24 protein-coding genes, 1 tRNA gene and 1 pseudogene are annotated in these 25356 nt (G+C 61.4%); 12 read left to right on the top strand and 14 right to left on the bottom strand.

Annotated features, from left to right (window positions below; translation table 11 throughout):
• Positions 1-10 precede the first annotated feature (10 nt).
• Positions 11-2152 carry a sodium-translocating pyrophosphatase gene (locus WHT83_RS13835; RefSeq protein WP_108608486.1) on the top strand — a complete coding sequence of 714 codons (2142 nt, stop codon included), beginning with the start codon at positions 11-13 and terminating at the stop codon, positions 2150-2152.
• 170 nt (positions 2153-2322) lie between these two features.
• Here WHT83_RS13835 and WHT83_RS13840 read toward each other — a convergent pair whose 3' ends face one another.
• The gene (locus tag WHT83_RS13840) at positions 2323-2856 is read right to left on the bottom strand and encodes an outer membrane protein assembly factor BamE (protein WP_183261844.1); all 534 of its coding nucleotides are present in this window, start codon (positions 2854-2856) and stop codon (positions 2323-2325) included.
• A gap of 112 nt (positions 2857-2968) precedes the next feature.
• On the opposite strand from WHT83_RS13840, the gene WHT83_RS13845 reads away from it, so the two are divergent.
• The 6 genes from WHT83_RS13845 to WHT83_RS13870 all read left to right on the top strand — a co-directional run bounded on the left by WHT83_RS13845 (position 2969) and on the right by WHT83_RS13870 (position 7343).
• Positions 2969-3511 (top strand): ubiquinol-cytochrome C chaperone family protein, encoded by a 543-nt coding sequence (locus tag WHT83_RS13845; RefSeq protein WP_406871477.1) that lies wholly within the window; start codon positions 2969-2971, stop codon positions 3509-3511.
• A 12-nt stretch (positions 3512-3523) separates the two neighbouring features.
• Entirely contained in the window at positions 3524-4078 is a 555-nt protein-coding gene (locus WHT83_RS13850; RefSeq protein ID WP_406871478.1) for a YceD family protein, read from the top strand.
• Between the two features lie 105 nt (positions 4079-4183).
• A complete protein-coding gene (gene plsX, locus WHT83_RS13855; protein WP_108608483.1) occupies positions 4184-5251 on the top strand; it encodes a phosphate acyltransferase PlsX in 1068 nt (355 codons plus the stop codon).
• An 11-nt stretch (positions 5252-5262) separates the two neighbouring features.
• Positions 5263-6234 carry a beta-ketoacyl-ACP synthase III gene (locus WHT83_RS13860; protein WP_108608482.1) on the top strand — a complete coding sequence of 324 codons (972 nt, stop codon included), beginning with the start codon at positions 5263-5265 and terminating at the stop codon, positions 6232-6234.
• Positions 6235-6365: 131 nt separating this feature from the next.
• Entirely contained in the window at positions 6366-6689 is a 324-nt protein-coding gene (locus tag WHT83_RS13865; RefSeq protein WP_055971437.1) for an integration host factor subunit alpha, read from the top strand.
• 114 nt (positions 6690-6803) lie between these two features.
• Positions 6804-7343 (top strand): MerR family transcriptional regulator, encoded by a 540-nt coding sequence (locus tag WHT83_RS13870; protein ID WP_406871479.1) that lies wholly within the window; start codon positions 6804-6806, stop codon positions 7341-7343.
• 543 nt (positions 7344-7886) lie between these two features.
• On the opposite strand, the gene WHT83_RS13875 is transcribed toward WHT83_RS13870, so the two are convergent.
• Entirely contained in the window at positions 7887-9191 is a 1305-nt protein-coding gene (locus WHT83_RS13875) for a hypothetical protein (protein WP_406871480.1), read from the bottom strand.
• Between the two features lie 106 nt (positions 9192-9297).
• On the bottom strand, positions 9298-10509 hold the full coding sequence (locus WHT83_RS13880; RefSeq protein ID WP_406871481.1) for a helix-turn-helix transcriptional regulator: 1212 nt from the start codon (positions 10507-10509) through the stop codon (positions 9298-9300).
• 115 nt (positions 10510-10624) lie between these two features.
• Here WHT83_RS13880 and WHT83_RS13885 point away from each other — a divergent pair.
• Positions 10625-11327 (top strand): annotated as a pseudogene (locus tag WHT83_RS13885) (SOS response-associated peptidase).
• A 122-nt stretch (positions 11328-11449) separates the two neighbouring features.
• On the opposite strand, the gene WHT83_RS13890 reads toward WHT83_RS13885, so the two are convergent.
• The gene (locus WHT83_RS13890) at positions 11450-12127 is read right to left on the bottom strand and encodes an outer membrane protein (protein ID WP_183261829.1); all 678 of its coding nucleotides are present in this window, start codon (positions 12125-12127) and stop codon (positions 11450-11452) included.
• A gap of 384 nt (positions 12128-12511) precedes the next feature.
• Between WHT83_RS13890 and WHT83_RS13895 the strand changes: the two genes are divergently transcribed.
• Positions 12512-13078, top strand: coding sequence for a hypothetical protein (locus WHT83_RS13895; RefSeq protein WP_406871482.1), 567 nt, complete (start codon positions 12512-12514; stop codon positions 13076-13078).
• A gap of 43 nt (positions 13079-13121) precedes the next feature.
• Positions 13122-13198, top strand: a tRNA-Pro gene (locus WHT83_RS13900).
• A gap of 127 nt (positions 13199-13325) precedes the next feature.
• Here WHT83_RS13900 and WHT83_RS13905 read toward each other — a convergent pair.
• The 8 genes from WHT83_RS13905 to WHT83_RS13940 form a co-directional block, all read right to left on the bottom strand.
• A complete protein-coding gene (locus WHT83_RS13905; protein ID WP_183261825.1) occupies positions 13326-13580 on the bottom strand; it encodes a DUF1344 domain-containing protein in 255 nt (84 codons plus the stop codon).
• A gap of 312 nt (positions 13581-13892) precedes the next feature.
• Positions 13893-14129, bottom strand: a complete 237-nt coding sequence (locus WHT83_RS13910; RefSeq protein ID WP_108608479.1) for a DUF1344 domain-containing protein — start codon at positions 14127-14129, stop codon at positions 13893-13895.
• Between the two features lie 94 nt (positions 14130-14223).
• A complete protein-coding gene (locus tag WHT83_RS13915; protein WP_183261822.1) occupies positions 14224-14460 on the bottom strand; it encodes a DUF1344 domain-containing protein in 237 nt (78 codons plus the stop codon).
• A gap of 775 nt (positions 14461-15235) precedes the next feature.
• Complete coding sequence (locus WHT83_RS13920) at positions 15236-15472, bottom strand: DUF1344 domain-containing protein (protein ID WP_108608477.1); 237 nt, start codon at positions 15470-15472, stop codon at positions 15236-15238.
• Between the two features lie 212 nt (positions 15473-15684).
• Positions 15685-16920, bottom strand: a complete 1236-nt coding sequence (locus WHT83_RS13925; RefSeq protein WP_406871483.1) for an O-antigen ligase family protein — start codon at positions 16918-16920, stop codon at positions 15685-15687.
• Positions 16917-18452 (bottom strand): undecaprenyl-phosphate glucose phosphotransferase, encoded by a 1536-nt coding sequence (locus WHT83_RS13930; RefSeq protein WP_406871484.1) that lies wholly within the window; start codon positions 18450-18452, stop codon positions 16917-16919. The genes WHT83_RS13925 and WHT83_RS13930 overlap by 4 nt, the downstream gene beginning before the upstream one ends.
• Positions 18453-18549: 97 nt before the next feature.
• Positions 18550-19683 carry a glycosyltransferase family 4 protein gene (locus WHT83_RS13935; RefSeq protein ID WP_406871485.1) on the bottom strand — a complete coding sequence of 378 codons (1134 nt, stop codon included), beginning with the start codon at positions 19681-19683 and terminating at the stop codon, positions 18550-18552.
• Positions 19684-19701: 18 nt separating this feature from the next.
• Positions 19702-20268 carry a polysaccharide biosynthesis/export family protein gene (locus tag WHT83_RS13940; RefSeq protein WP_108609939.1) on the bottom strand — a complete coding sequence of 189 codons (567 nt, stop codon included), beginning with the start codon at positions 20266-20268 and terminating at the stop codon, positions 19702-19704.
• A 201-nt stretch (positions 20269-20469) separates the two neighbouring features.
• Between WHT83_RS13940 and WHT83_RS13945 the strand changes: the two genes are divergently transcribed.
• Positions 20470-22665 (top strand): GumC family protein, encoded by a 2196-nt coding sequence (locus WHT83_RS13945; RefSeq protein ID WP_406871486.1) that lies wholly within the window; start codon positions 20470-20472, stop codon positions 22663-22665.
• On the opposite strand, the gene WHT83_RS13950 is transcribed toward WHT83_RS13945, so the two are convergent.
• Positions 22662-23861, bottom strand: coding sequence for a GNAT family N-acetyltransferase (locus WHT83_RS13950; protein ID WP_406871487.1), 1200 nt, complete (start codon positions 23859-23861; stop codon positions 22662-22664). The genes WHT83_RS13945 and WHT83_RS13950 overlap by 4 nt on opposite strands.
• A gap of 89 nt (positions 23862-23950) precedes the next feature.
• Here WHT83_RS13950 and WHT83_RS13955 point away from each other — a divergent pair, with 89 nt between their 5' ends.
• Positions 23951-25000, top strand: a complete 1050-nt coding sequence (locus WHT83_RS13955; RefSeq protein ID WP_406871488.1) for a polysaccharide deacetylase family protein — start codon at positions 23951-23953, stop codon at positions 24998-25000.
• Positions 25001-25003: 3 nt separating this feature from the next.
• Here the strand turns inward: WHT83_RS13955 and WHT83_RS13960 are convergent, their stop codons facing one another.
• Entirely contained in the window at positions 25004-25222 is a 219-nt protein-coding gene (locus tag WHT83_RS13960) for a DUF2842 domain-containing protein (RefSeq protein WP_183261809.1), read from the bottom strand.
• Positions 25223-25356 lie beyond the last annotated feature (134 nt).

Below are 25356 nucleotides of genomic sequence, written 5' to 3' on the forward strand. Positions count from 1 at the left end.
AGAATTGGCAATGACAATGCTTTACGTCGTCATCGCCTGCGGCCTGCTATCTGTCCTTTACGCCATATGGGCGACTCAGTCGGTTCTCGCAGCCGACCAGGGCAATGCGCGCATGCAGGAAATCTCCGCCGCCATCCGGGAAGGTGCGCAGGCATATCTGGCGCGCCAATACACCACCATCGCCATCGTCGGCGTCGTCGTGTTCCTGCTCGCTTGGTGGCTGCTTTCCGCATCCGCGGCGATCGGCTTTTTGATTGGTGCAGTGCTTTCGGGGGCCGCCGGTTTCATCGGCATGCATGTCTCGGTTCGCGCGAATGTTCGTACCGCCCAGGCAGCCTCCAACAGCCTCGCCGCCGGCCTCGATATCGCCTTCAAGTCGGGCGCCATCACCGGCATGCTGGTTGCCGGCCTCGCCTTGCTTGGTGTCTCGGTCTACTACCTCATCCTCACCGGCCCGATGGGCTACGGGCCTGCTGATCGCGTTGTCATCGATTCGCTCGTGGCGCTCGGCTTCGGCGCCTCGCTGATCTCGATCTTCGCCCGTCTCGGTGGCGGTATCTTCACCAAGGGTGCCGATGTCGGCGGCGATCTCGTCGGCAAGGTCGAAGCTGGAATTCCCGAGGATGATCCGCGCAACCCGGCCACCATCGCCGACAACGTCGGCGACAATGTCGGCGACTGTGCCGGCATGGCCGCCGACCTGTTCGAGACCTATGCGGTGACCGTCGTCGCCACCATGGTCCTTGGCGCCATCTTCTTCGGCGGCACGGAAGTGCTTTCCAATGTGATGCTCTATCCGCTCGCCATCTGCGGCGCCTGCATCATCACCTCGATCATCGGCACTTTCTTCGTCAAGCTCGGTTCCAACGGCTCGATCATGGGCGCGCTGTACAAGGGTCTGATCGTCACCGGCCTGTTGTCCATCGTCGGTCTTGGGGCGGCGACGTCGCTGACTGTCGGCTGGGGCGAGATCGGCACCGGTGGCGGCGTGCTGATCACGGGCCAGAACCTGTTCATCTGCGGCCTCGTCGGCCTCGTGGTAACGGGCCTGATCGTCGTTATCACCGAGTACTACACCGGCACCAACAAGCGGCCGGTCAACTCGATCGCCCAGGCGTCGGTCACCGGTCACGGCACCAACGTCATCCAGGGCCTGGCGGTGTCGCTCGAATCGACGGCACTTCCGGCGATCGTCATCGTCGGCGGCATCATCTCGACGTTCCAGCTTGCCGGCCTGTTCGGTACCGCGATCGCGGTTACCACGATGCTCGGCCTTGCCGGCATGATCGTCGCGCTCGATGCCTTCGGCCCGGTCACCGACAATGCCGGCGGCATTGCCGAAATGGCCGGCCTGCCCAAGGAAGTGCGCCATTCCACCGACGCGCTCGACGCGGTCGGCAACACCACAAAGGCTGTCACCAAGGGCTACGCCATCGGCTCTGCCGGTCTCGGCGCGCTTGTGCTGTTTGCCGCCTACAGCTACGACCTGCAGTACTTCGCCGCCAACAGTGCGCAGTACCCGTACTTTGCTGATATCGGCACGGTGTCGTTCGACCTCTCCAACCCTTACGTCGTCGCCGGCCTGATCTTCGGCGGCCTCATCCCCTATCTGTTCGGCGGCATCGCCATGACCGCCGTCGGCCGGGCCGCGGGCGCCATCGTCGAGGAGGTGCGCAAGCAGTTCCGCGAGGATCCGGGCATCATGAAGGGAACGTCAAAGCCCAACTATGCCCGTGCGGTCGATTTGCTGACCAAGGCGGCGATCAAGGAAATGATCATCCCGTCGCTGCTGCCGGTTCTGGCGCCGCTGGTCGTCTATTTCGGCGTGCTTCTGATCTCCGGTTCCAAGGCCTCGGCTTTCGCGGCCCTCGGCGCTTCGCTTCTCGGCGTCATCGTCAACGGCTTGTTCGTGGCCATCTCGATGACCTCGGGCGGCGGCGCATGGGACAACGCCAAGAAGTCGTTCGAGGACGGCTTCACCGACAAGGACGGCGTCAAGCACCTGAAGGGCTCGGAGGCGCACAAGGCGTCGGTGACGGGCGATACCGTCGGCGATCCCTACAAGGACACCGCCGGTCCGGCCGTGAACCCGGCGATCAAGATCACCAATATCGTCGCGCTCCTGCTGCTCGCCGTCCTGGCGCATAGCTGATCAAACCCGGCAGGCGGTTGGCCTGCCGATGCTGTCTGCTCGATTCAGCCCCGTCCGCGCACCATGCGGGCGGGGTTTTTTCGCGTGCCGGTGGTGGGCGCAAAGAAAAACCCGCGGGATTGCTCCCGCGGGTCCTGTTGCCTGAGATTTCTGAAAAGTCTTGTGCGGGCCTAGCTGCCGCCGAAAATGCTGCTGGCCGCGCTCGAGCCCATCTTGCCCGCGCCTGCAAGCAGCTGGCCGAGGAAGTTCTGGTCCTTGCCGCCGGTCGGCGTCGTGCGCGAGATGAAGTCGAACACCTTGCCATCCTGCATGCCGTAGTTGGCGATGTTGGTGACGCGCCCGTCGGCGCCGAAATAGACGGCCAGCACGCGCTGTTCGACAAGCTTGGGCTTGGCGAAGGCGACGGCGCGCTTGCGCGTCTGCGAGATGTAATAAAACACCTCGTTGTCGAAGGTTGCTGTCGTCGACGGCGTGCCCAGCGCAAGCAAGACCTGCTCGCGGCTGGAACCAACGGGCACGGAATCGATCGACTGCTGGTCGATGACGTAGCCCTGGGTCAGCGTCTCGCTGGGGGTCAGGTCACCGAAGGTCTTCGAGGTGTTGCACGCCGAAAGCGCGGCTGCGGCCACGATTAGCGAAACTGCGCCAGCCGGACGCAACGAAAATGGCATCTTGAATTTCAGCGAGTGCAACAACAACTCCATCCTGTCGTGCCAGAGCCTCTGCTTGCGCGAAGCCGCAAAACCGGTAAACCAGCTTGCGCGCCGATGCAACAAGGCCACTTAGCGAAACGGGTCCCCGGGAGACCGCCCTCAAATGTTCCAGCGTCTGTTTGGCCGTGAACGCCAAGCCAACCGCGCCATCACGGACGCGCTCTATACACGAATCGTGGCAGCGGCGCGGCAGGAGCCATTTTATTCCGCCTGGGACGTGCCCGATACGCCGCTTGGCCGTTTCGAGATGCTTTCGCTGCACATGTTCCTGTTCCAGCATCGCCTGCGCGGCGAAACCGGGGCTTCCGCCGACATTGCCCAGCAACTGATTGACGAGTTTTTCCTCGATGTCGATCATTCCCTGCGCGAGCTCGGCATCAGCGATGTTGGCGTGCCCAAGCGCATGAAGAAGCTGGCCAAGATGTTTTATGGCCGCACCGAGTCCTACAAGGACGCGCTCGAGCGCGACGATCACGCCGCCCTTGCTGCGGCGCTGATGCGCAACATTCGTCCGGATGCCAGGGAATGGCCCCAGGCCTCGGAACTCGCGGATTATGTCTTTGCGGCGAATCGCGCTCTGGCAGAGCAGCCTTCGCAGGATATATGTGCCGGCAAACTGACATATCCGGTGCCGCAGGCAGCCTGAAGGAGGCGACCCATGAAATTTAATGAGACCCGAAGCCCGGTTTCCTTCCCGGTCAACATCGCGCGGCTGCCACAAAAGGGCATGGCCGTTGTGGTCGATGCAGATGCGGCGCAGCGCGCAGCTCTTGCCGAGGCCCACGACCTGGTGTCGGTAGAGCGCTACAAGGCGGACCTCTTGGTCACCAAATGGAAGCGCAACGGCGTCAAGGTCAGCGGCCGCGTGCAGGCTCGGATCACCCAGGCATGCATCGTTACGCTCGACCCGGTCGAAGCGACCATCGACGAGGATATCGAAGGCGTCTACCTGCCCGAGGATTCCAAGCTTGCCAGGCAGGGCTTTAATGCCGCCGGCGAAATCCTGCTGGATGCCGATGGTCCCGACAGCCCGGAAACATTCACCGGCGACACGATTGACGCAGGCGCCCTTGCCGAGGAATTCTTCGGCCTGGCCATCGATCCTTATCCGCGCAAGACGGGTGCCGCGGTCGCCAGTTCCGGCGACGACGACATCGAGCCGATCGAGAGCGAATTCCAGAAAAAGCTCCGCCTGATATCCAAGAAACTTTGAAAACGCCCGCCGTTTCGCGTAATCCCGGTTGTGCGGTCGTCCAGAACCGCTATTTTCGCCGGACTTTTGCCTGCCCTGCGACGCCAACAGTGAGATGACCGACGCGTGATCAAGATTTCCATTGATGCCATGGGTGGCGATCACGGCCCTTCCGTGATCATTCCCGCCTTGGCCAAGGTCGCCACCAGGCGCACCGATATTCGCTTCATCATCTACGGCCGCGAGGAAGTGGTCCGTCCCGAATTGGCCAAGCAGCCGCGGCTGGCCGCCGTCAGCGAGTTCGTTCACTGCGAGGTTGCGGTGAGGATGGACGACAAGCCCAGCCAGGCGCTGCGCCAGGGCCGCTGGAAATCCTCGATGTGGAAGGCCATCGAGGCGGTCAAGTCCGACACCGCCGATGCCTGCGTGTCCGCCGGCAATACCGGCGCGCTGATGGCGATGTCGAAATTCTGCCTGCGCACCATGGCCACCATCGATCGGCCGGCGATCGCCGCCCTTTGGCCGACGACGCGTGGCGAGAGCGTGGTGCTCGATGTCGGCGCGACCATCGGTGCCGACGCCCACCAGCTCATCGATTTCGCCATTCTCGGCACCGGCATGGCGCGGGCGCTGTTCGGCATCGAGCGGCCCACCGTCGGCCTGCTCAATGTCGGCGTCGAAGAGATCAAGGGCCAGGAGGAGGTCAAGGAAGCCGGACGCATGCTGCGCGAGGCCAACATGGCATCGATGACCTACCAGGGCTTCGTCGAGGGCGACGATATCGGCAAGGGCGTCACCGACGTCGTTGTCACGGAGGGTTTTTCGGGCAACATCGCGCTCAAGACCGCCGAAGGCACCGCGCGCCAGATTGGCGGCTATCTGCGCGAAGCGATGAGCCGCACGCTGATGGCCAAGATCGGCTACATCTTCGCCAAGGGCGCATTCGACCGCCTGCGCGAGAAGATGGATGTGCGTCGCGCCAATGGCGGCGTGTTCCTCGGCCTCAACGGGATCGTGGTGAAGAGCCATGGCGGGGCCGACGCGGACGGCTTCGCTGCCGCCATCGAAATGGCCTATGATATGGTCCGGAACCGGCTGCTCGACCGCATCGAGGCCGATCTGGATTTGTTTCATGCACGCAACCCACATGCTCAGATGGGGCGCCCCGCTGCTGCGGTCGAAGATCAGGAATAGGATTTTTCAAAGTGATCAGATCAGTTGTGCGCGGCATCGGTTCGGCGCTGCCCCGCCGCATCATGAAGAACGCCGATTTCGAAGGCATGGTCGAGACCTCGGACGAGTGGATCGCCCAGCGCACCGGCATCCGTCAGCGCCATATCGCCGCCGACGACGAAACGACGGCCTCGCTGGGTGAAGCGGCGGCCCGTGCCGCCCTTGCAAATGCCGGCTTGACGCCTGACGACATCGACCTGATCGTGCTGGCGACCTCGACGCCCAACAACACATTCCCGGCGACCGCAGTCGAGATCCAGAACCGGCTCGGCATGCGCCACGGTTTCGCTTTCGACATGCAGGCGGTGTGCAGCGGCTTCGTCTATGCCGTCACGACTGCCGACCTCTACATCAAGGGCGGTCTTGCCAAGCGCGTCCTGGTCATTGGTTCCGAGACCTTCTCGCGCATCCTCGACTGGAGCGACCGCTCGACCTGCGTGCTGTTCGGCGATGGTGCCGGTGCGCTGGTGCTCGAGGCCGAGGAAGGGCAGGGCACTATCGCCGACCGTGGCGTTCTGGCGGCCAGCCTGCGCTCCGACGGCACCCACAAGGACAAGCTCTATGTCGACGGCGGGCCGTCGACGACCGGCACGGTCGGCCATCTCAAGATGGAAGGACGCGAAGTCTTCAAGCACGCAGTCGGCATGATCACCGACGTGATCGAGGATGTTTTTGCCCAGACCGGCGTTTCGGCCGACACGCTCGACTGGTTCGTGCCGCATCAGGCCAACAAGCGCATCATCGATGCGTCGGCCAAGAAACTCGGCATCGCCGAAGACAAGGCTGTGGTCACCGTGCATCTCCATGGCAACACATCCGCCGCCTCGGTGCCGCTGGCGCTTTCCACCGCCGTTGCCGACGGCCGCATCAAGAAGGGCGATCTCGTCATGCTTGAAGCCATGGGCGGTGGCTTTACCTGGGGTGCCGTCCTTCTCAGGTGGTGATTTCGGCGCCTCGGCAAGCCCGTATGGCGTCCGCCCCAAGGTCATGGCATCGGTCCTTGACCTTGACGGATCAATTACTTAACCTCCGCCGCGTTTGCTGAATTTCAGATTTTTGAGGATTGGACCGTCGCATGGGGGGAAAGACACTTACGCGTGCCGACCTCGCTGAATCCGTCTACCGGAAAGTCGGCCTTTCGCGCACCGAATCGGCGCAACTGGTCGAAACGGTTCTCGACGAAATCTGCGAAGCGATCGTGCGCGGCGAGACAGTCAAATTGTCGTCTTTCGCCACATTTCATGTCCGCGACAAGAACGAACGTGTCGGCCGCAACCCCAAGACCGGCGAAGAAGTGCCGATCCTGCCGCGCCGGGTGATGACCTTCAAGGCGTCCAACGTGCTCAAGAGCCGCATCCTGCGGGCTCACCAGAACGGCAAGTCCAAAGCCGCCAAATAGCGAATACTCCGCTCTAAGCGGTTGAAAGCCTGGTGTGTGATTCGCACCGGGCTTGAATGTTGCCGCGCAAACCGCTGAAATGAATCACGAATCGTTTTTGCGAAAGTGGCGACCATGGACAAGAGCCCCGACGCCTTCCGCACCATAAGCGAAGTGGCCGAAGACCTCGACTTGCCGCAGCACGTACTGCGCTTCTGGGAGACGCGTTTCACCCAGATCAAGCCGATGAAGCGCGGTGGTGGCCGCCGCTATTACCGGCCGCAGGATGTCGAGCTCATCAAGGGCATTCGGCACATGCTCTATGAGCAGGGCTACACCATCAAGGGTGTGCAGAAGCTGTTGCGCGACAACGGCAACCAGTTCCTCGTCGCAGTCGGCAGCGGCGACATGAAGGCTGTCGAGGCGATCGCCCAGCGCAAGCAGGCCGAAGCCCCGATGACGCCCGCAGCCCAGCTGCGCGGCACCGACGAGGAGATGCTGGTCGGCGAGGCGAGGGCCAAGCCGAGCCGCCGTTTCTTCGGGCTTGGAAAGGGCGACGAAGACGGGCCCGTTGCCGCCGACAGTGGCAAGCTTTCCCGCGACAATCGCGCCCTGCTGCAGGAGGCCTTGTTCGACCTTCTCGAGTGCAAGCGGCTGCTCGATCAGGTGCGCTGAAGCGGCTCCACTGGGATTTTGGCCAGCGGCATCAATATCTTGCCTCGCGATGGAGAAGTTTGGCGGGAAAGCCGCCGAATTGGGTTGACCAGGACGCCATTATCAAGATACATCGCGACCGGTCCGGAGTGTAGCGCAGCCGGGTAGCGCACTTGACTGGGGGGTATAGTCTCTCAGCGCGCTTTATTCAAAGAATCCAATGCATTCTGATCTGTCGCTGCACTAGTTGTGGGACTTTTCGTGGGGCTGGTTGCTTCCAGCGCAGCACGCACGTCTTCTTTCATCGCATGGCATATTTGGTGGTGGTCGCGACGTCGCGATGGCCCAGCAGCTCCTGGACGCTCTTGCGCAGCACGCACGTTGCGACGCGCCTGACGCTCATTCGCCCGCGGGCTCCGGCCGGCGAGGCTATTGCATTTCAGGTGCAAGCAAAAACCCGCGAGGCCGGAGCTAGGGGAGTGTGTACCCCTCAAAGCCGGTAATTCAGCCCGACCGTTGTCGTGTGGACATCGATGTCGGCTTCGGCGTTGTCTGTAGAATTACCTAGTTGATTGCCTGTCCGAAGTTGGATCCGCTCATATTGGCTGAATAGAGAACACTATTTTTGCCCAGCCAATATGTCCCATTGACTACGTTTTCCCAGTAAAACCCAGTGTTTCCAACGCCTATCGTCGTTCCGCCCATATATCCAGAAAACGCACTAACGTCTTCATATCGCTGAAATTGCCCCAGCTGATTGTAAATGGCTCCGCGCCCCGAAATATCAAACCTGACATACCAGAGGTCGTCGGCGCCATTTCCGAATTTGTTGTAGTCAGGATCTTCGGCAACAGTGATGCGCGTGCCGTCGGCACCGAAGAACGTACAGCCGGGTGTCGCTTCGACAGTCTGGCATACGTCACCGTAGGCGGTCACGAAGGGGAAGGTGACCTTAGTGACCGTCGAGGTGCGGGCCGTCTTGGGAACGCCAGGCATCGTCAGTTGGGCATGTTGCATCTGCCGGTCGAGGCGGTCGGCCAGTGCGCCGTTGGCCTCGGATGTGCTCGGTCCGAACTCTATGGAGAGCCTTGCACCGGCATAGGCCCCTTCGGTTGCGCCATCACGATAGCCGGCATAGACGGATGCAATCAGGTCGGAGTCGAAACGATAGCCCAGCCCAATCTGTCCGCCGTCGCCGAAATTTGGCGAAGTCCAAGCCGAGCCTTCGACCGAAAGCTTTCCAAAGGCCTTGCTGAAGTCGATCTTCGCAAAGATTCCATCGTCGCCGTTTTCAACGGCCAGTTCATAGCCTAGCTTTGCATCCACCCTCAGTGTCGGGTCGAGGTACGTTTCCAGGCCAGCCGAAATGCGGGTTCCGCTGGCGCCGTCGAAGCGTGTTTGGAAGATTGGCGTATCCGCCAGCAGGACTGAGGGACTGTTCCAGCCGTCGACGCCAAGGGAAATTTTTGATGAGCCGTTGAGACGCAGATCAAGGGAACTCGCGATGCTCCAGGTGTCTACGTTTTGATCGGTGGCCAATCCGAAGACTTTGTCTGCATCTTCGCGGACGAATTGACCGGTGATGCTAAAATCCAATGCCTCGCTCAGATTTGCAGCGCTGCCGAGCATCAATCGTTCAAGGCCATTTCCCTTCTCCGCGGTCGCACCGAACGCGATTGGGAGATCGGCAAATGCAGCAACGATTCGTGCACTGAGCCGCTCTTGGAACTCATCGTTGGATACCTGCCCGTCGATCGTTATTCGGACCGATTTCCGCTTGTCATCCGAGTGTGTGTCTTGGGCGCTGGCCGCAAAGGCGCCGGTTAGCCACGCAGCCGACGCTGCGAGAGCCAATTTCCTCAATTCCATTCTAATCCCCAAGCCCAGCAGGCACATCGGCCTGAACGCGCGATGCGCTAACCTATGCGCTTGGACAAGGTCTTCGCATCACCTAGGTGGGTTATGTGTGCCGTGATCATATTAGAGCGGGCCGGCCAGAAGACATGTGTTGGCAAAGTACCCGAGGCGAGATCGTTGCCAAGCCTCGATCCATCGACCGCAACTTTGTTAAAGGCGTGGGTGTTCGCGTGCAATCAACACTGCGAGCTGGCTTTGCCTGCTGGTTTCGGTTTTTGCATAAATGGACTTCAACTGCGCTGATCGACCGGATGTCGGCATACTCGCGGGGGGAGATGCCCTCCGCTATAGCCTTGGCCAGCGCCAGCTCCGCCGGCGTCATCCCGTATCTGTCGAGTGATGGAACATCCGAATTTGCGCATTCCGTTTGGCGGTGGAAAACCAACATTGCGACCGGATGGTCTTCGAATAGACAATCGAACATCAATGACTTGGCATTGTGACGAACCGGGGCGAGGATCGCTTGCAGAGGCGAGCCGGTTGCACATCGAACTACGAAGTCCCGCTGCAATTGCGCGTAATTTGCCCTGGCCATTGCGCCCAAAGCAGCTTGCAGCGCCGCATCGGCCTCCAAGTCTAGCAAATGCATGTACCCCGCACGATCGACGCGGATTATCGTATTTTCCCGACGCAGTGCATCGCCAGCCCGGTTGGAGTAAGTGATCCGCCCCGACCGGTCGATAAAGAACATCGCATCGTCCGCAAGCTGGGCAGTGGCGCGATAGTCTTCACCATTGACCAAGGTAGGGACATGGCGCAGCAAGTCGAATGAACGCGAGATGTGAGGTCCAAGAAGGTCGAGCAACCGGCTCAATGGTGCTCGCACCCATTCGGCTTCCTTGCATCGTATGTTGCCTGATAGAAACAGAAGTCTGTCTGGAGCGTTGTGCAGGACGATGGCACTGGCCGCCACAAGCCCCTGAGTGCTGAAATAATCATTGTAGAATTCGGTCCTGAAGAATTCATCTCTGTCGTAAAGCTGTTCCGACTGAACGACCTTCCCGGTCGATGCTTTGGCCAAGCCTGGTGCCCAGACATTCTTGGCCGCATAATACGCGTCATAAGCGCTCAGGAAATCGGGATCTGTTTTGGACGACACCAATCCAAGGCCAGCGCTGGCGACAGCGTCATGCGCTTGCAAGCAGACTATCGTTCCACCCAGAAAGCCCGCCAAATTCTCGACGAACAGCGACCATTCCCGAGGGTCCAAACCTGCTTGATAGACCGAATGGACGAGATTATTGAAGTCTTCCAACGTGATGCTAGACATATTTGCCGCGTCGCTCTCACTCTATTGAGAGTGATATGGATTCGACTTCGTTCCGTCAAATACGACGCCGCCTGCTCGATATTGCTCCGGTGGAATTGATGGGTATGCTGGCCCCATGTGCGGCCGCGACTTTGTCAAATCGAACCCTCGCCGAAATGCTGCGTAGCTTTCGCTTCGCCGATCCAACAGCCGTTGGTGGCCTCGACAATGCCTTTCCGCGCTACAACGGCGCGCCCCAGGCCTGACCTATCCCATCATCGTGCAGGATGACGCGGTGAAGGGCAGCGCGATGTTCGTCTCGGCCAAATGGGGGTTGATCCCATCCTGGCAGAAGGAAGCGGGCTCGAGGAGGCCACCGTCGATCAATGCTCGTTCCGGGACCAACGCTACCAGTGGCATGTTCAAGCGCGCCTACGCCTCCAGGCGGTGCCTGATACCGATCGACGGCTATTTCGAATGGCGGGACATCCATGGCACGGGCAAGGACAAGCAACCCTACGCCATCGCCATGAAGGACGGCTCGCCCCTTCGCGCTGGCCGGCATCTTCGACATCTGGCGCAACCCTGCCACAGGCGAATTGGTACAGACCTTCTGCGTCGTCACCTGTCCGCCGAACGAACTGATGGCGACGATCCATGACAGGATGCCGGTCATCCTGGCACCTTCCGACTATGCCCGGTGGATCGGGCCAGAATTGGACCCTGCCGACCTGATGAAGCCGTTCCCGTCGGACCGGATGACGATGTGGAAGATCGGCCGGAAGGTCGGATCACCGCGAAATGACACGCCCGACATTCTCGACCCGATTGAGGATTGATCTCGTCTGCCCGGCGAATAGACCGGATGCATGACGATAGCGCAGGTCCGCGCTATGTGAATGGCAATCTCCGAATACAAAAACCCCGGCCGGAGCCGGGGTTTGATTGCGTGTCGGCTATCTTAGAACCTGTAATTCACCCCGAGGCGAACAGTGTCGAATTTGGTTTCCGATTTAAAAAAGTCGTTTGCGAGTTCGGTCCACCCCAGATCGACGTGGAGATACTCGGCTTTGACGGACCAGTTTTGGTTTAGCGCATATTCAACGCCAGCACCGGCAGACCATCCAATGTTCGTGTCGGAGACGTAGAAAGCCGAGTCATCGACGATCTGCGACTTGACCCGGCCAATAGCGAGACCGCCAGTTCCGTAAACCAACAGATTGTCAAAAGCATAGCCTAGTCGAGCGCGGGCGGTAGCATACCAATCTACGTCGGTCGTACAGGCGTCGGAACCGCAGCCCCAGCTGCTACCGTCCGGCTGCCCCAAATTGCCCGGGCCAAAGGCTCCGTCAACGCCGGAAATTGAGAGGTCGGCCTCGATGCCGGCGACCCAGTTGCCTGCGAACTGCACGTTGTAACCGGCTGTAAGACCGCCGGCAAAGCCGTCCACATCAAACCAGTTGGAGGTGGCGCCGTCGTCAAATCGTGTATCGCCCCAGCCGTAAGCAGCCTGAAGGCCAACATATCCCCCGGTCCAGATGAAACCGGCGGAAACAGGAGCAACTTCCACAGTATCGGCTGCAAACGCAGCGCCCGAGACAGCGCACAGGAAGGTCGCGGTCAATAGAATCGATTTCATGCCCCACCTCATTATTTGACGGTTCTATAGCGCTCGCCAAATGCGTGCGCAACCTGCGGTCACCCTTTCCGGTTGTGAAAATATGCACAGTTGTAGCGCTGCAACACTCCGTCCGAGGCGGTATATTAGCGGCTGTTGACTTAGCAAGGCATTTGTTCCTATTTCGTTCTCATGCCGCGCCGAACAGATCCGAGCCATATCCGCTTGCGGCGACGTGGACGTCGATTCCCTTGCCCTTCGGATGGTTTGCGAGAACACGCCGACTGGGACGCACGGCAATCTCGACGTCTCGCGGTTAGTGCCGACTGCTGGCGAGGCTGTCGGGTTGAAGATCCGCAAACTCGTGGCGATCAAGATCAGGCGCATCCCTGTGTGGAAAGAAGAATGACGTCCTCCAAGAAGCGCGAGAATTCAAAGCGCTGGTACATCCGCCAGAACTTACCGCATCAGGTCGCGCTGCCGAACGACCTGTGCTGCATGGAGAACTACGATCTCCTTGAGCGGTATTGCCGGCGCTTCGAACCCCGCCCCAAGACCCAGCAGGTCACGGCAATATGGCCGAACGGCAAGCAAGAGGACTTTCGGCTTTATTGCTTCGCGACCAAGGCTGACGCTGACGTCTTTGCGGCTGAGTTCGAGGGCACGCATTTCGATCCTGCCAAGGACCGAGAGGGCGGCCGCGTCAACGGCGCCTGGCTGCGGAGCGACGAATGGAAGCTGGTCGAACGATGCGGCCCGCTGCAATTGCCGCGGTTCTTTCGGGAATACGGACGGGAGGCCTCCAAGGCTGTCGCCATCACCAACTCTTTGACCGCGCCAGCGGGGGGCAGGGGGGCGATTCGCAGTCGCCAGATATCCACAGAACGGGCCGCGAACACTGTGGGACTTTTCGTCTGGCTTGATCCCACATTGCCGGAAATGATCGGCTTCTGTTCTCGGCGAGCGTTTTAGGCCTTGCGCCGCAAACCCTGAATATATATGGCTCCCCTCGGTCCGGAGTGTAGCGCAGCCCGGTAGCGCACTTGACTGGGGGTCAAGGGGTCGTCGGTTCGAATCCGGCCACTCCGACCATTATATCCCTTCCCCTGATTTCCATTTGCATTGCGAGCACAACGGCTCGCAACGCTGTTCCGCAAGAACGCCATGGACGCTTGCGCCCATGGCGTTGATCGTAGCGTGCCGCTGACGGCACCGGCAGTCACATCATCGACTGCGGGCTGACAAAGACGTTGCGGACGACGTCGCCTTCGTCGTTGAGCAGGATCGTCACCTTCTCGCCCACCTTGATCGACGGCAAGGCAACGTCGCGCGGAATCGTATAGCTGCCGCCATGATCCAGGGTGATGACGCGAGCGCCGGCATTGAACCGGGCGACGATGCCGCTGGCGTCGGATGCGAGGGCCGAGCCTGAAAAAAGGGCTATCGCGGCGGCGGCAAGAATGAGCTTGTTCATGATCGTAACTCCCTATGGTGGTTGTTGAGGTCCGGGGCCCTGGGGCACCTCGGGTGACATCTACAACTACGACCGGCAGCGTCCGCTTGTTGCTGCCGCCGCGGTAAACTCGGGACACGTTTTGATCACGCGATCTTGCCCGGCGCGCTGAAACCGGAATGGAAAGCCATCGTTCACGCGCGACGCCTGGGCCGGCGGGTTCCGTTGAAGTTGTGGCGCTCATCGCGGAAAAAGAAAAAGCCACGGGTGGGGGCCCATGGCTTTTCTGAGTCTGACAGGCCGACGGAAATCGGCCTCTCGATGCGGCCTCACTTAGCGGAGAACCGCCCGGACCTTGTCGCCTTCGTCGTTGAAATGGATCGAGACGGTTTCGCCGGCCTGGATCACGGGCAGGGCGACGTCACGCGGAACGGTGTAGCTCTTGCCGCTTTCCAGGGTAATGACGCGCGTCTCCGCATTGATGTTGCCAACGACACCACTTGCAGTCGAGGCAAATGCGGCGCCGGTCATGATCGAAAGTGCAGAGGCGGCGAGGATGATCGTCTTCATTTTCGTATTCCTTTCATAGGGCCGTAGCGAGGCCGAAATCTTTGTCCGGCTGCTATTTCTTGTTGCAGGTCACCAAGTCTCGGAGTCGCCGCACTTAGCGGAGGACGGCCTGGACCTTGTCGCCTTCATCGTTCAGTTGGAGCGAGACGGTGTCGCCGGCCTGGATCGCAGGCAGGGCAACGTCGTGCGGGATGGTAAAGCTCTTGCCGCTTTCAAGAGTAATGACGCGGGTGCCGGTGTTGATATTTCCAACAATTCCGTTAGCTGGCGAAGCAAAGGCAGCGCCTGCCATGATAGAAAGTGCCGATGCGGCGAGGATGATCTTGCTCATTTTCGTATTACTTTCATTTTTTCGTAGCGAGGACGAGCCGTTTATTTCGTCATTTCGCTTACCACAATCAGATAGGTGCCTATCTCTGTGATTGCTACGGGCCGGGTGGTCACTCTGATTCACAAAGCAGTCACGCCGTGTTGAGCCGGCAAATGGTGCCGGACTGTTCACAAAAGCGGCTCCGTGTGTGCAATGGCCGGCTGCGGATGTGACTCGTTGCGGTGGATGCCCGAACTCTGGTGGCCGGCGTTGTCAGTGCGGAATTGGTGCCTGCGCCTGGTACAAAGGGGCAGGCGATGCCGGGGGCGCTGGCTTTGGGGCTGCCGGCAGGCGGTGATGGGATTTCCGGCGGATGAGTGCGGCGGGCGCCGAGAGAGCGGGTTGCTCGGTGGCTATCCGGAAGTCCAAACGCAAAGAAGGGCCGATGGCCTTCTTTCGCAGGCTGCTATCTCTTGATGCAGGGCACCAAGTATTGGGGTCTGGCCGCCGCACTCAGTGGAGGATGGCTGGACCTTGTCGCCTAGCGGTCGCGGGGCGTGGACGAGAGGGATAGGGAGGAGGGGCTTCAGCCAGCCAGGCAAGGGAGGCGCCGAGCATGCGGGTGCCTCAAGGCGCAGTCGTTTGCGGATGCGTTGGGTTCTAGCTGTTGGCCCATCGCATGTTGCCGGTTGCCCGGGCGCCAAACGCAAAGAAAGCCATGGGTGGGAGGACCCATGGCTTTCTTTTGGCAATCGCGACAGTTTGATTGGGGCATCAAGCCATCGTTGGTGGCGGCTTAGCGCAGAACGCTCTGGACGCGGTCGCCTTCGTCGTTGAGCTGGATCGAGATCTTTTCGCCGGCCTGGATCGCGGGCAGAGCAACGTCACGCGGAACGGTGTAGCTCTGGCCGCTCTCGAGAGTAATGACGCGAGCGTCGGCATTGATCTTGGCAACAACACCGTCAGAGGACGAAGCAAGTGCAGCGCCGGTCATAAGAGCAAATGCGGAAGCGGCGAGGATGAGCTTGTTCATTGTATTATTCCTTTCACTTTTCGGTAGCGTAGCCGGAATTTTTTGTCGGCCATTTCGCTTACCACAGACACATAGGCGCCTATCTGTCCGATTGCCACTGGCCGAGCGGTAACTCTGTGTCACAAATCGCTCACGGCAATTTGAGCCGGCAAATGGGTGCCGCAACGTTCGCCAAGCCGGAATGATGGGCGCAATCGCCGGCAATGACCGCGTCAGTTGGCGGCGTCGAAGGCGCGCTGGTGGCGTGCCTCGAGCGCGATCGCGCCCCAGATCAGCCCGAGCAGCAGGTAGAAATGGCGCCAGTGGTCGGTGTCGATGACGGTGCCAAGGGCGATGTGGCCGAGGAACACGACATAGGCAGACAGCAGGTAGGGCTGCCACGGCCGGTTGCGCAGGAGGATGCGGAAGCCAGCGGCTACGGTCCACACGATCAGCGTCAGGTAGCTGGCGAAGCCGAGCCAGCCATAGTCCATCAGCGCCTTGAGCCAGATGTTGTGCGTGTCCTCGCCATAGATCTGGCCGAAGACCAGCGGACCGATGCCGAGCGGCTTTTCGGTGGCCAGCAGGAAACCGATGGCGTAGCGGGCGAAGCGGCCGAGCCGCGCCCCATCATAATCCTGCACGAGCTGGGCGCGTGTCGCGAACAGTTCGCCGATGCCGGGAATCTGGAGCGCAACGAGCAGTGCGGCAGCCAGCAATGTCACGACGGCCATGCTCATGACTGCGATCCTGAGCCGGAAACGGCCGCTGTTGCTCTGCAGGAACAGGAAGCCGGTGAGCAGGATTGCCGACGCGCCAAACAGGCCCCAGGCACCGCGCGAGAAGGACAGGAAGATTCCGCCGGTGACGACCAGCAGCAGCACCGCATGTAGCGCCATCCTGGCGGGACGTTCGGTCAAGACGCGGAAGAGCAGGTAGATACCTGGCAGGGCCAGGAACGGCCCGAAGACGTTGGGGTCCTGGAAAGCGCCGGCGGCGCGGCCGAACTTGGTGAACATCTCGGCCCCTGGCACGGCGCCGAAATATCCGAGAATGCCGAGCACCGAGGTGACCACGGCCGACGTTACCCAGGACAGGAAGATGACCCGGTAGAGCTTCGGATCGGTCTCCGTCACCGCGGCAAAGAAGATCGCGGTGAATGCCAGGAAAAGCGATACAGCAAGATAGAGCGGCGTGCCCATCAGGTTCGACATCTGGGTCATCGAAATCATGCCGCCGATGTTGAACACCACGAGCAGGACAACCAGCGGCGTGATGGCCCGCGTGATGCGCAACCCGAAGAGCGACCAGACGGCAATCAGCCCGGCCATGTAGAGCTCGTATGGGGCAGGCTCGCGGATGACGAACCCGGACAGCAACACGCCCAGCGCAATGGCGCCGGTGGAAATCAGCCCGATCAGCTTGGCATTGATCGCAGCCCGCGGCAGATCGTAGGTGATCGCGCTCAATAGGCGTTTTCCGTGTCGAGCAGGCGGATCGGCGTCAGGAACAGGATCTTCATGTCGAACCAGAGAGACCAGTTCTCGATGTAGTAGAGATCGAATTCCGTGCGCTTGCGGATCTTCTCGTCGGTGTCCATCTCGCCGCGCCAGCCGTTGATCTGTGCCCAGCCGGTGACGCCGGGTTTGACCTTGTGGCGGGCGAAGTAGCCATCGACCACTTCATTATAGAGCAGGTTGTGCGATTGGGCCGCGATCGCGTGCGGGCGTGGACCGACGAGCGACAGGCTTCCGAACAGCGAATTGAAGAACTGCGGCAACTCGTCGATCGAGGCCTTTCGGATGAAGCGGCCGACACGGGTGACGCGGGGGTCGTTCTTGGTCACGCTCTTGCGCGCCGACGGGTCCGACTGGTCCGTATACATCGAGCGGAACTTGTAGACCTCGATCACCTCGTTGTTGAAGCCGTGGCGCTTCTGCTGGAACAGAATCGGGCCCTTGCTGTCGAGCTTGATGGCGATGGCGGTGACGATCATGACAGGCGAAAAGACGATGATGCCGAGCAGGCTGAAAGCGATGTCGAATGCGCGTTTGGCAACCGAATCCCAGTCGTTGATCGGCTTGTCGAAGATGTCGAGCATCGGCACGGCGCCGATGTAGGAATAGGCGCGTGGCCGGAACTGCAACTGGTTGGAATGCGCCGACAGCCGGATGTCGACCGGAAGCACCCACAGTTTCTTCAGCAGCTGCAGCACCCTGGTCTCCGCCGTCAGCGGCAGCGAGACGATCAGCATGTCGATGCGGGCGATGCGCGCGAATTCCAGCAGTTCCGAAACCGTCCCGAGCTTCGGATAACCGGCGACGATCGGCGGCGAGCGCCTGTCGTCGCGGTCGTCGAAGATGCCGCAGATGCGGATGTCGTTGTACGGCTGCTGTTCGATCGATCGGATAAGCACCTCGGCGGCCTTGCCGCCGCCGACGATGACGGCGCGCCGCTCCATCCGCCCGTTGCGCGCCCACTTGCGGATGACGCGCGCCATGACCAGGCGCAACCCGATCAGCAACGACAGGCCAAGGACGAACCAGCTGCCGAACAGCAGACGGGAATATTCTGCCGAAACCTTCATGAAGAAGGCCGTAAGCGACATCAGCGCAAAGGTCGTTGCCCAACCCAGGGCGATCCGCCCGATCGAGCCGCTCGGCCGCAGTAGCGATTGCAACTGGTAGCAGTCCATGACTTCGAAGAAGAGGACCGCTGCAAAGGACCCAGCCAGGATGACGAGCGGGTATTGCCAGCTGAGATGGCTGAGGAAGCCGACATGGTAGGCATAGAGCGCCAGTCCTGACACAACAAGAAAAGCGAACTCGGCGAGGCGCAGCCAGCCGCTGACCATGACCGGGGACATGGTGTCGCGCCGGTATTGGGCCGCCACTTCCTGGGCGACGCTGCTCAGCTTGGCGGTATCGGACTTCGTGCCGTCGCCGCTAGCCGCCTTGACGGCTTCCGCGCTGAAGCGGTGCTTGGGGTCGGAGTTGGTCATTGTCGTCGATCTGTTGGTCGGCTGCCCGATTGCCAGATCGGCATAGCAAAGATGAGCTAAGAAACTCTTGAGCGGGTCGGGCGACTTCTAAAGGTATTCAGCCGCGGCGCGGCAAGAGGGCTGAGAAATATGCTTTCTCGACATCGCTGGCCATCACAGCCACCCCGAAGCGGGACTTCAGATCGACAGCCCCAGGCATCAGTTTTGCGTATGTATCGGGCGTTTCCAGCACCAATCGCATCTTCTTGCTGATTTCCTCGGCACTTGGCATGACAAGGGCAGGGGAGTTTGCTCCCAGGATTTCAGGAATGCCGCCGACGGCAGTCGCAATGATCGGCTTGCCCGCGGCCAACGCCTCGAGCACGATGTAGGGCATGGCTTCGGCACGCGAGGGCACCACGACGCAGCCGGCAAGGGCGAATGCCTGCCGGGCCGGCATGGGCGGCATGAAGCGGACGTCGTCGGCGAGGCCAAGTCTTTCGACCTGCGCACGGTAGCGCGGCAGGTCCTCGCCGTCGCCGACCATCACGGCAGTGACCTTGCGGTCGAGATCTTGCCGCAGTCTGGCCAGCGCGTCGATGAAAAGGTCTGGGCCCTTCAGGTCGCGCATCATCCCGATATAGAGAAAGTCGGCGCCGCCGGCGGGCACCGGCTCGAATTCTTCGTCCCTCAGCCCGTTGTAGACCAGGCTGTTCGGCACGCGCGGCGCGCCGACCTTGCGGATGAAGGTGCGGCGTTCGTAGTCGGAGACGAACAAGAGGTGGTCGGTGAAGCGTTCCATCAGGCGTTCGAGGCCGAAGAACAGCTTTCCGGTGACGGTCCTCTCGTCATAGTGCAGACTGCCGCCATGCGGCGAATAGAGGCGGGCCACGCAATACCTTGAAACCCGCAACAGTGAGCCGAACGCACGTGCATAGACGCCACCCTTGGCGCCGTGCCCGTGCAGCACGTCCGGCCGCAATTCCTTGATGATCTTGTAGGTGCGCCAGCCGTCGGCAATGTCGCCGGGGCCGACGTGGCGCTGCATTGATGTGCGCTTGATGCCCAGTGCGAGCATGGGCCGGATCGCCTCGAACAGGCGCTCCTCGTGTTCGCCGCCGGTCGTCGAGTCGCAGATGATGCCGACCTGATGGCCGGCTGCCACCTGCGCCTCGGTCAGGTCGCGCACATGCCTGAAGATGCCGCCGACCGGCGACCTGAAGCAGTGGACGATCCGGAGCTTGCGGGGCACGGTCTGCTGCACGGCGACTTAGAACAGCCGTTCGCGGACGTAGATCGTATCGCCGGGCAGGAGCGGGTCGCTGGTCACGACGCGACCGGTCATCACCTTCCCGTTGATGTCGCGGGTGATGTCGACATTGCCCTGGTTGGCGCGGGCGCTGTAGCCGCCGGCCATGGCCACGGCCTTTTGCACGGTCAGCCCGGGAACATAGGAATATTGGCCTGCGGCTCCGACTTCGCCCATGACGAAGATCGGCCGGTAGCGGTCGACCTCGACCGAAACGTCGGGATCGCGCAGATAACCCTGGCGCAGCTTGGCTGCCAATGCCTTCTCGACTTCCTGCGCGGTGTAGCCGCGCGCCGCAACGCCGCCGACGAGCGGGAAGGAGATGTAGCCCGACTGGTCGACGCTGTAGGTATTGGTCAGTCCTTCCTGCTCGAACACGGTGACCCGGATTCGGTCGCCGGCGCCGAGGCGGTAGGGCTGGTCGAGAACCTCATGAAAAGCAGCCGGTGCCGGTTTGTAGCTCGAGCAGCCGGTGAGGGCGAGCATGACGGCAACAAGCGCGTGGCTGACGGCAAGGGAGCTTTTCATTTCGGCAGACACACCTTCGACTGCTTGCCGCCACGCTGCGGGATATCGGTTCGCGTCCGTTATCGTCTTGTTAGGGTTAATGCCGGGTAAAGGGCTGGGCAATCTTGCTTGCGCGCAGGAGAGTGCCGCTCGGCGATGTTAACGCCTGAGTTACCATGTTTGTTTACCATGCAGCCTGCCTAGCCTCGGGAGTAGGAATGCATGTCTGGCGTCCAATCCACTGCCGGTGATGTCGATGTTGATCTCGGCCATCTCTTCGCCAGTCTTGCGAGAAACTGGCTGCGCTTGCTGTTGGTTGCATTGGCCGTCACCGGTCTGGCCTTTGTGCTTGCTTCGCTGGCGACGCCTCATTACCGCGCCGAGACGCGCCTTTTGATCGAAACGCGGGAATCGGTCTTCACGCGACCCGACGGCAGCGGCGAGAACGAACGACCCATGCTCGACGAGGAGGGGGTGACCAGTCAGGTCGAGGTCATTGGTTCGACCGACATCCTCAAGCAGGTTGCCAAGCAGCTCGATCTGGCAAGCCGGCCGGAATTCGACGCGGCCGAAGAAATGTCGACGATTTCGCGTTTTCTGGTCATTGCCGGGCTCAAGGCCGATCCAAATGAAATGCCGCCGGAGGAACGTGTACTCAAGGCGTTCCGCGAGCAGCTGACCATCTATCGCGTCGAGAAGTCGCGCGTCATCGTCATCCAGTTCTCGTCATCGGATCCCAAGCTCGCCGCGGAAGTGCCGAACGCCATTGCCGACGCCTATCTGGCCTTCCAGCGCACGTCCAAGCTCGAGTCGAGCACCGAGGCGACCGACTGGCTGAAGCCCGAAATCGCCGACCTGAACCAGCGCGTCAAGGATGCCGAAGCGCGCGTCGCCAGCTTCCGGTCGCAGTCCGACCTGTTGATCGGCCAGAACAATTCTGCGCTTGCCACCCAGCAGCTTTCCGAACTCTCCAGCGAATTGTCGCGCGTTCGTGCCAACCGCTCGGCCGCCGAGGCGACAGCCCAGAGCGTGCGCCAGGCATTGAAGAACGGCGGCTCGATCGACGCGGTGCCGGAGGTTCTGTCTTCGGGCCTTATCCAGCGCCTGCGCGAGCGGCAGATCCAACTGCGGACCGACATTGCCGATCTTTCGACGACCCTGCTGCCCAATCATCCACGCATCAAGGCGCTCAATTCCCAACTTGCCGACCTGGATGTCCAGATACGTGCGCAGGCGGAAAAGGTTCTTGCGGGCCTGGTTAATGAGGCTGCGAGCGCCGATCTTCGCGAAAAGCAGCTGGTTGCCGACCTCAACAGGCTGAAAGTGGAATCCGGGCGGGTGTCGGAAGAAGAAGTCGAGTTGCGGGCGCTCGAGCGCGAAGCCGCCGCCCAGCGCGCGCTTCTCGAATCCTACCTGACCCGCTACCGCGAGGCCTCATCGCGCCAGGATCGCAACTATCTTCCGGTCGACGCACGCGTCTTTTCGCGCGCCATCGTGCCGTCCGAATCCTATTTCCCCAAGGTCATGCCGATCGTCGGTGCGGCATTCGTCGGTTCGCTGCTGTTGATGGCAATCTTCACATTGCTGCGGGAGCTGTTCTCCGGCCGTGCGATGCGCCCGGCTGCCGGTTCCCGCGTGTCACCGGTGACACAGGTTCCCATGCCGGTGCGCCGCGCGGCAAGCCTGCCCGACGAAGCGGAGCCCCGGTCGTGGGATGATGCCGGAGAGCCGGTCGTCGCCGTCGAATACGAAGATGCGCAGCCCGAAGTTCAGCCGCTTGACGACGAAGAGCCTCTCGTCGCTGCAATGCCGGCCAAGCCCCATGCCGGCATCAGCATCGAGACCGCAGCCGAAAGGCTCATCGCTGGCGGTGCCGCGCGCGCAATCTTCATTTCGCCCGAAGGTGATGACGCGGCGGCGACCGCGGTACTTGTGGCCCGCGAAGTGGCCGACACCGGCCTGCGCGTGCTGTTGCTCGATCTGACCGCCTCAGGTGCTGCCTCTCGGCCGATGCTCGATGGTGGCCGCTATCCCGGCATCACCAACCTGCTGGCTTCGGAGGCCCAGTTTAGCGATGTCATCCGCGCCGACCACTATTCGGACTGCGATGTCATGCCGGTGGGCACCGCCGATCCGGCGCGCGCCATGCGTGCCGCCGATCGGTTGCCGATCATCATGGAATCGTTGACGACGGCCTATGATCTGGTGGTCGTCGAATGCGGCCCGGCCGATGCCGACGAGATCAGGCGCCTGGTCGGCGACGGTACCGAGGTGCTGGTCAGCTTCCTTCAGCATGACGACGAGATCGCCGATGTGGCCGATGGCCTGCGTGCTGGCGGCTATGAGGATGTCATCCTGGTGACTCCGGTTGGCCATGACTTGCCGACGACGCCACAGCCGACGCGCTCGGCGGCCTAGTCTTCCCCTGCAGGCGAAGCCTTACCGCGCACGCCCGAACGCAGACGCTTTACCACGGCCCATAACGTGGTGTTGTTTTTGACCGCGCTCTTGAGCCGCGCGGTCGACTTCAGCCCGAGCGCATAGAGCCGGCCCTTTGCCGTCATCGGCACCAGAACGTCGGCGTGCTGGATTTCGATATCGCACCATTGCCGTTTGTACGGCTCGTCGCCGACGCTGAAATCGTAGATGTCGAAGCCCTGGTCGCAAGCCTCGGAGATGTTGTCGAAGAACAGGTATTCGCCCGGGCTGACATAGCCCAGTTCGTCGTCGGCGATGGCGCCGAATTCGCAGACCATGCGGTTGCCGGCGCGGCTCGACCCGGTGACCGCGCGGTATTTTCCGCCGACGTCCAGGCCGTGAAGGATAAAGGGCGACGGGTCTTTCTGCAGTGCATCGACAAACAGCTTGCGGAAGAATGTACGGACGCCGGCATCGGCGAAGACGTCGGTAATGCCCATAGCGCCAAAACGCTGTTCCTTCATCGCGAAGAACGCGTCCAGCATGGCGTTGACGTCCGCTTCTGTCGTCGCAACGATACGGCGGGCACCGCCCACGGCGTCGTATTTGCGTTCCTGGCTGCGATGCCGTTTGCGTTTCTTCTTGCCGCTGGTGCGCGTCAGAACCGCCTCGAAACCGCCGACCAGGTCGACCCCCAGGGCGAAGTTGGGGCTAGGCGTGGAAATGAGCTTGAGCAGCGGATTGGGCAGCCCGTCGAGATCGGTGATGAGGCGGTCGAACGCGACCACGTCGATATCCGGACGTGCCTGGCGGATCGAGCCGATGAGGCTTTCAATCTCGGCAGTGCTTGCCGTTGCCAGCCAGTTCCTGTCAGCTGCCGGAAAATTGCCGTTCGCGTGCTTGCCGCTGAGAAATCGGGCAATGCGGAACGGCCCTTCGTGGCTTACCTCAAGCGCAACGGACAGCACCGGCCGTCCCTTGGCGTTCAGCGTCGCAATAACCGCATCGACATTATTCGTTTCGATCCAGGTAGACACCCATCCCGGGCACTGTGCCGGTGCCGAGACTCCTGCCGATTTGCCATAGGCCTTGATTGCCTCGCGCGTGGCTGGAATGGCGACAGCGGTCAGGATGTCGCCAGCATTCGCGCCCTGGCGCAACAAGGCGCTGTTTTCGCGGGGGGCGGCGTCAACCATACTTCAATCCTTGCCGGCTATTCATCGGCATGTGGAACGCGTTCCCTGCGTGTTCGATGCGGCCAAGCCTACGCACCAAAGGTGAAGGAATGATCGACGCAGCCCGTAAGCTGGCTCTCATGCTGATCGGATATGCAGGGCTGGGTGCGCTGGCCAGGCCGCTCGTCGGCAGCGTCGGCGCTATTCTCATGCTGCATCGGGTCACTGCCTTCCTCGATCGACCGGAAGGGCCCAACCGCCATCTCAGCATCGCGCCGCACTTCCTCGACGCGCTGATCGGCGAGATGAAGCGCATGGGATATGCCTTCGTCTCGATGGACGAGGCCGTGGCGCGCCTGCGCTTGGGCGACAAGGGCGGTCGGTTTGCAGCATTGACTGCCGACGATGCCTATCGCGACAACCTCACCGAAGCGCTCCCTGTTTTGGAAAAACACGCAGCCCCGATGACCATCTACGTCGCCTCGGGCCTGACTGGCGGCGACGCCGATCTTTGGTGGGAGGTGCTCGACGACATTGTCGAGGCAGGCAGGCCGCTTTCTGTGGCCATGCCGGAGGGCGAGGTGAAACTCGATTGCTCGACGCCGGAAGGACGATCGAACGCGTTCCGGCGCTTGTCGGCCCACATCACCACGGACGTGCGCGAGGAAGATCAGCGCGCTGTTCTGCGCCGTTGGGCCGAAATGGCCGGCGTCGACGCTTCGGCCCTCAACCGCAAGCTGCTGATGAACTGGGACGAGATCAGGCGCTGTGCCGAGAACCCGCTGGTCACCATCGGCGCGCATACCGTGCACCACTACAATCTCAAGCGTTTGAGCAGGGAAGTCGCATTGCGCGAGATGTACCGCTCGCGCAGCATGATCGAAGCCGAGCTTGGCTATGCACCGCGCCATTTTGCCTATCCCTACGGCTATCCGGCGGCGGCGGGTTTGCGCGAGACCGAACTGGCGCGCGAGGCAGGCTATCTCTCGGCGGTGACCACGCGTCACGGCATCCTGCGGCCCGAGCATGCCGGTAACCTGCACGCCCTTCCCAGGCTTTCGGTCAACGGCAGGTATCAGGATCTCGCGGCGGTGCGGGCCATGCTGTCGGGCACGACGACGCTGCTGGCCAACGGCGGCCGGCGGGTCGTCACTGTGTGATGTTTAGCGGCCGGCGGCCTTCGACGGCTTGAGCATCCATTTGATGATCCACATCGCCGGCAGGATCCACAGCAGCCCGCTGAAGAAGAAGAAGGCGAGGTGGACGACCGGGCCCGACTGCGACAGCTGTGCCACCGCCACCATGGTCGCGATCAGCGCGTAGACGATCACCAGCAGCACCAGCAGCACGGTTCCGATCAGCTTCTTGACGCGCACGGGCATTTCTTGATCCTTTGTCCAGGTTCCGCATAGTCGCTCTGGCCAACCGGCGCAACCGGTGAGGACATGCGGCGCGACTGCGTGTCGCGTGGGCCGAACTTGCCAGCGGGGCCGCTATGGTCCACCAGTCCCGCGGT

The sequence above is a fragment of the Aminobacter sp. P9b genome (assembly GCF_045345995.1).
Taxonomy (GTDB): domain Bacteria; phylum Pseudomonadota; class Alphaproteobacteria; order Rhizobiales; family Rhizobiaceae; genus Aminobacter; species Aminobacter niigataensis.

Coding starts and splice junctions, on each gene's coding strand:
- WHT83_RS13835 (WP_108608486.1), top strand. CDS start 11: ATGACAATGCTTTACGTCGTCATCGCCTGCGGCCTGCTATCTGTCCTT.
- WHT83_RS13840 (WP_183261844.1), bottom strand. CDS start 2,856: ATGGAGTTGTTGTTGCACTCGCTGAAATTCAAGATGCCATTTTCGTTG.
- WHT83_RS13845 (WP_406871477.1), top strand. CDS start 2,969: ATGTTCCAGCGTCTGTTTGGCCGTGAACGCCAAGCCAACCGCGCCATC.
- WHT83_RS13850 (WP_406871478.1), top strand. CDS start 3,524: ATGAAATTTAATGAGACCCGAAGCCCGGTTTCCTTCCCGGTCAACATC.
- WHT83_RS13865 (WP_055971437.1), top strand. CDS start 6,366: ATGGGGGGAAAGACACTTACGCGTGCCGACCTCGCTGAATCCGTCTAC.
- WHT83_RS13870 (WP_406871479.1), top strand. CDS start 6,804: ATGGACAAGAGCCCCGACGCCTTCCGCACCATAAGCGAAGTGGCCGAA.
- WHT83_RS13875 (WP_406871480.1), bottom strand. CDS start 9,191: ATGGAATTGAGGAAATTGGCTCTCGCAGCGTCGGCTGCGTGGCTAACC.
- WHT83_RS13880 (WP_406871481.1), bottom strand. CDS start 10,509: ATGTCTAGCATCACGTTGGAAGACTTCAATAATCTCGTCCATTCGGTC.
- WHT83_RS13890 (WP_183261829.1), bottom strand. CDS start 12,127: ATGAAATCGATTCTATTGACCGCGACCTTCCTGTGCGCTGTCTCGGGC.
- WHT83_RS13895 (WP_406871482.1), top strand. CDS start 12,512: ATGACGTCCTCCAAGAAGCGCGAGAATTCAAAGCGCTGGTACATCCGC.
- WHT83_RS13905 (WP_183261825.1), bottom strand. CDS start 13,580: ATGAACAAGCTCATTCTTGCCGCCGCCGCGATAGCCCTTTTTTCAGGC.
- WHT83_RS13910 (WP_108608479.1), bottom strand. CDS start 14,129: ATGAAGACGATCATCCTCGCCGCCTCTGCACTTTCGATCATGACCGGC.
- WHT83_RS13915 (WP_183261822.1), bottom strand. CDS start 14,460: ATGAGCAAGATCATCCTCGCCGCATCGGCACTTTCTATCATGGCAGGC.
- WHT83_RS13920 (WP_108608477.1), bottom strand. CDS start 15,472: ATGAACAAGCTCATCCTCGCCGCTTCCGCATTTGCTCTTATGACCGGC.
- WHT83_RS13930 (WP_406871484.1), bottom strand. CDS start 18,452: ATGACCAACTCCGACCCCAAGCACCGCTTCAGCGCGGAAGCCGTCAAG.
- WHT83_RS13940 (WP_108609939.1), bottom strand. CDS start 20,268: ATGAAAAGCTCCCTTGCCGTCAGCCACGCGCTTGTTGCCGTCATGCTC.
- WHT83_RS13945 (WP_406871486.1), top strand. CDS start 20,470: ATGTCTGGCGTCCAATCCACTGCCGGTGATGTCGATGTTGATCTCGGC.
- WHT83_RS13950 (WP_406871487.1), bottom strand. CDS start 23,861: ATGGTTGACGCCGCCCCCCGCGAAAACAGCGCCTTGTTGCGCCAGGGC.
- WHT83_RS13955 (WP_406871488.1), top strand. CDS start 23,951: ATGATCGACGCAGCCCGTAAGCTGGCTCTCATGCTGATCGGATATGCA.
- WHT83_RS13960 (WP_183261809.1), bottom strand. CDS start 25,222: ATGCCCGTGCGCGTCAAGAAGCTGATCGGAACCGTGCTGCTGGTGCTG.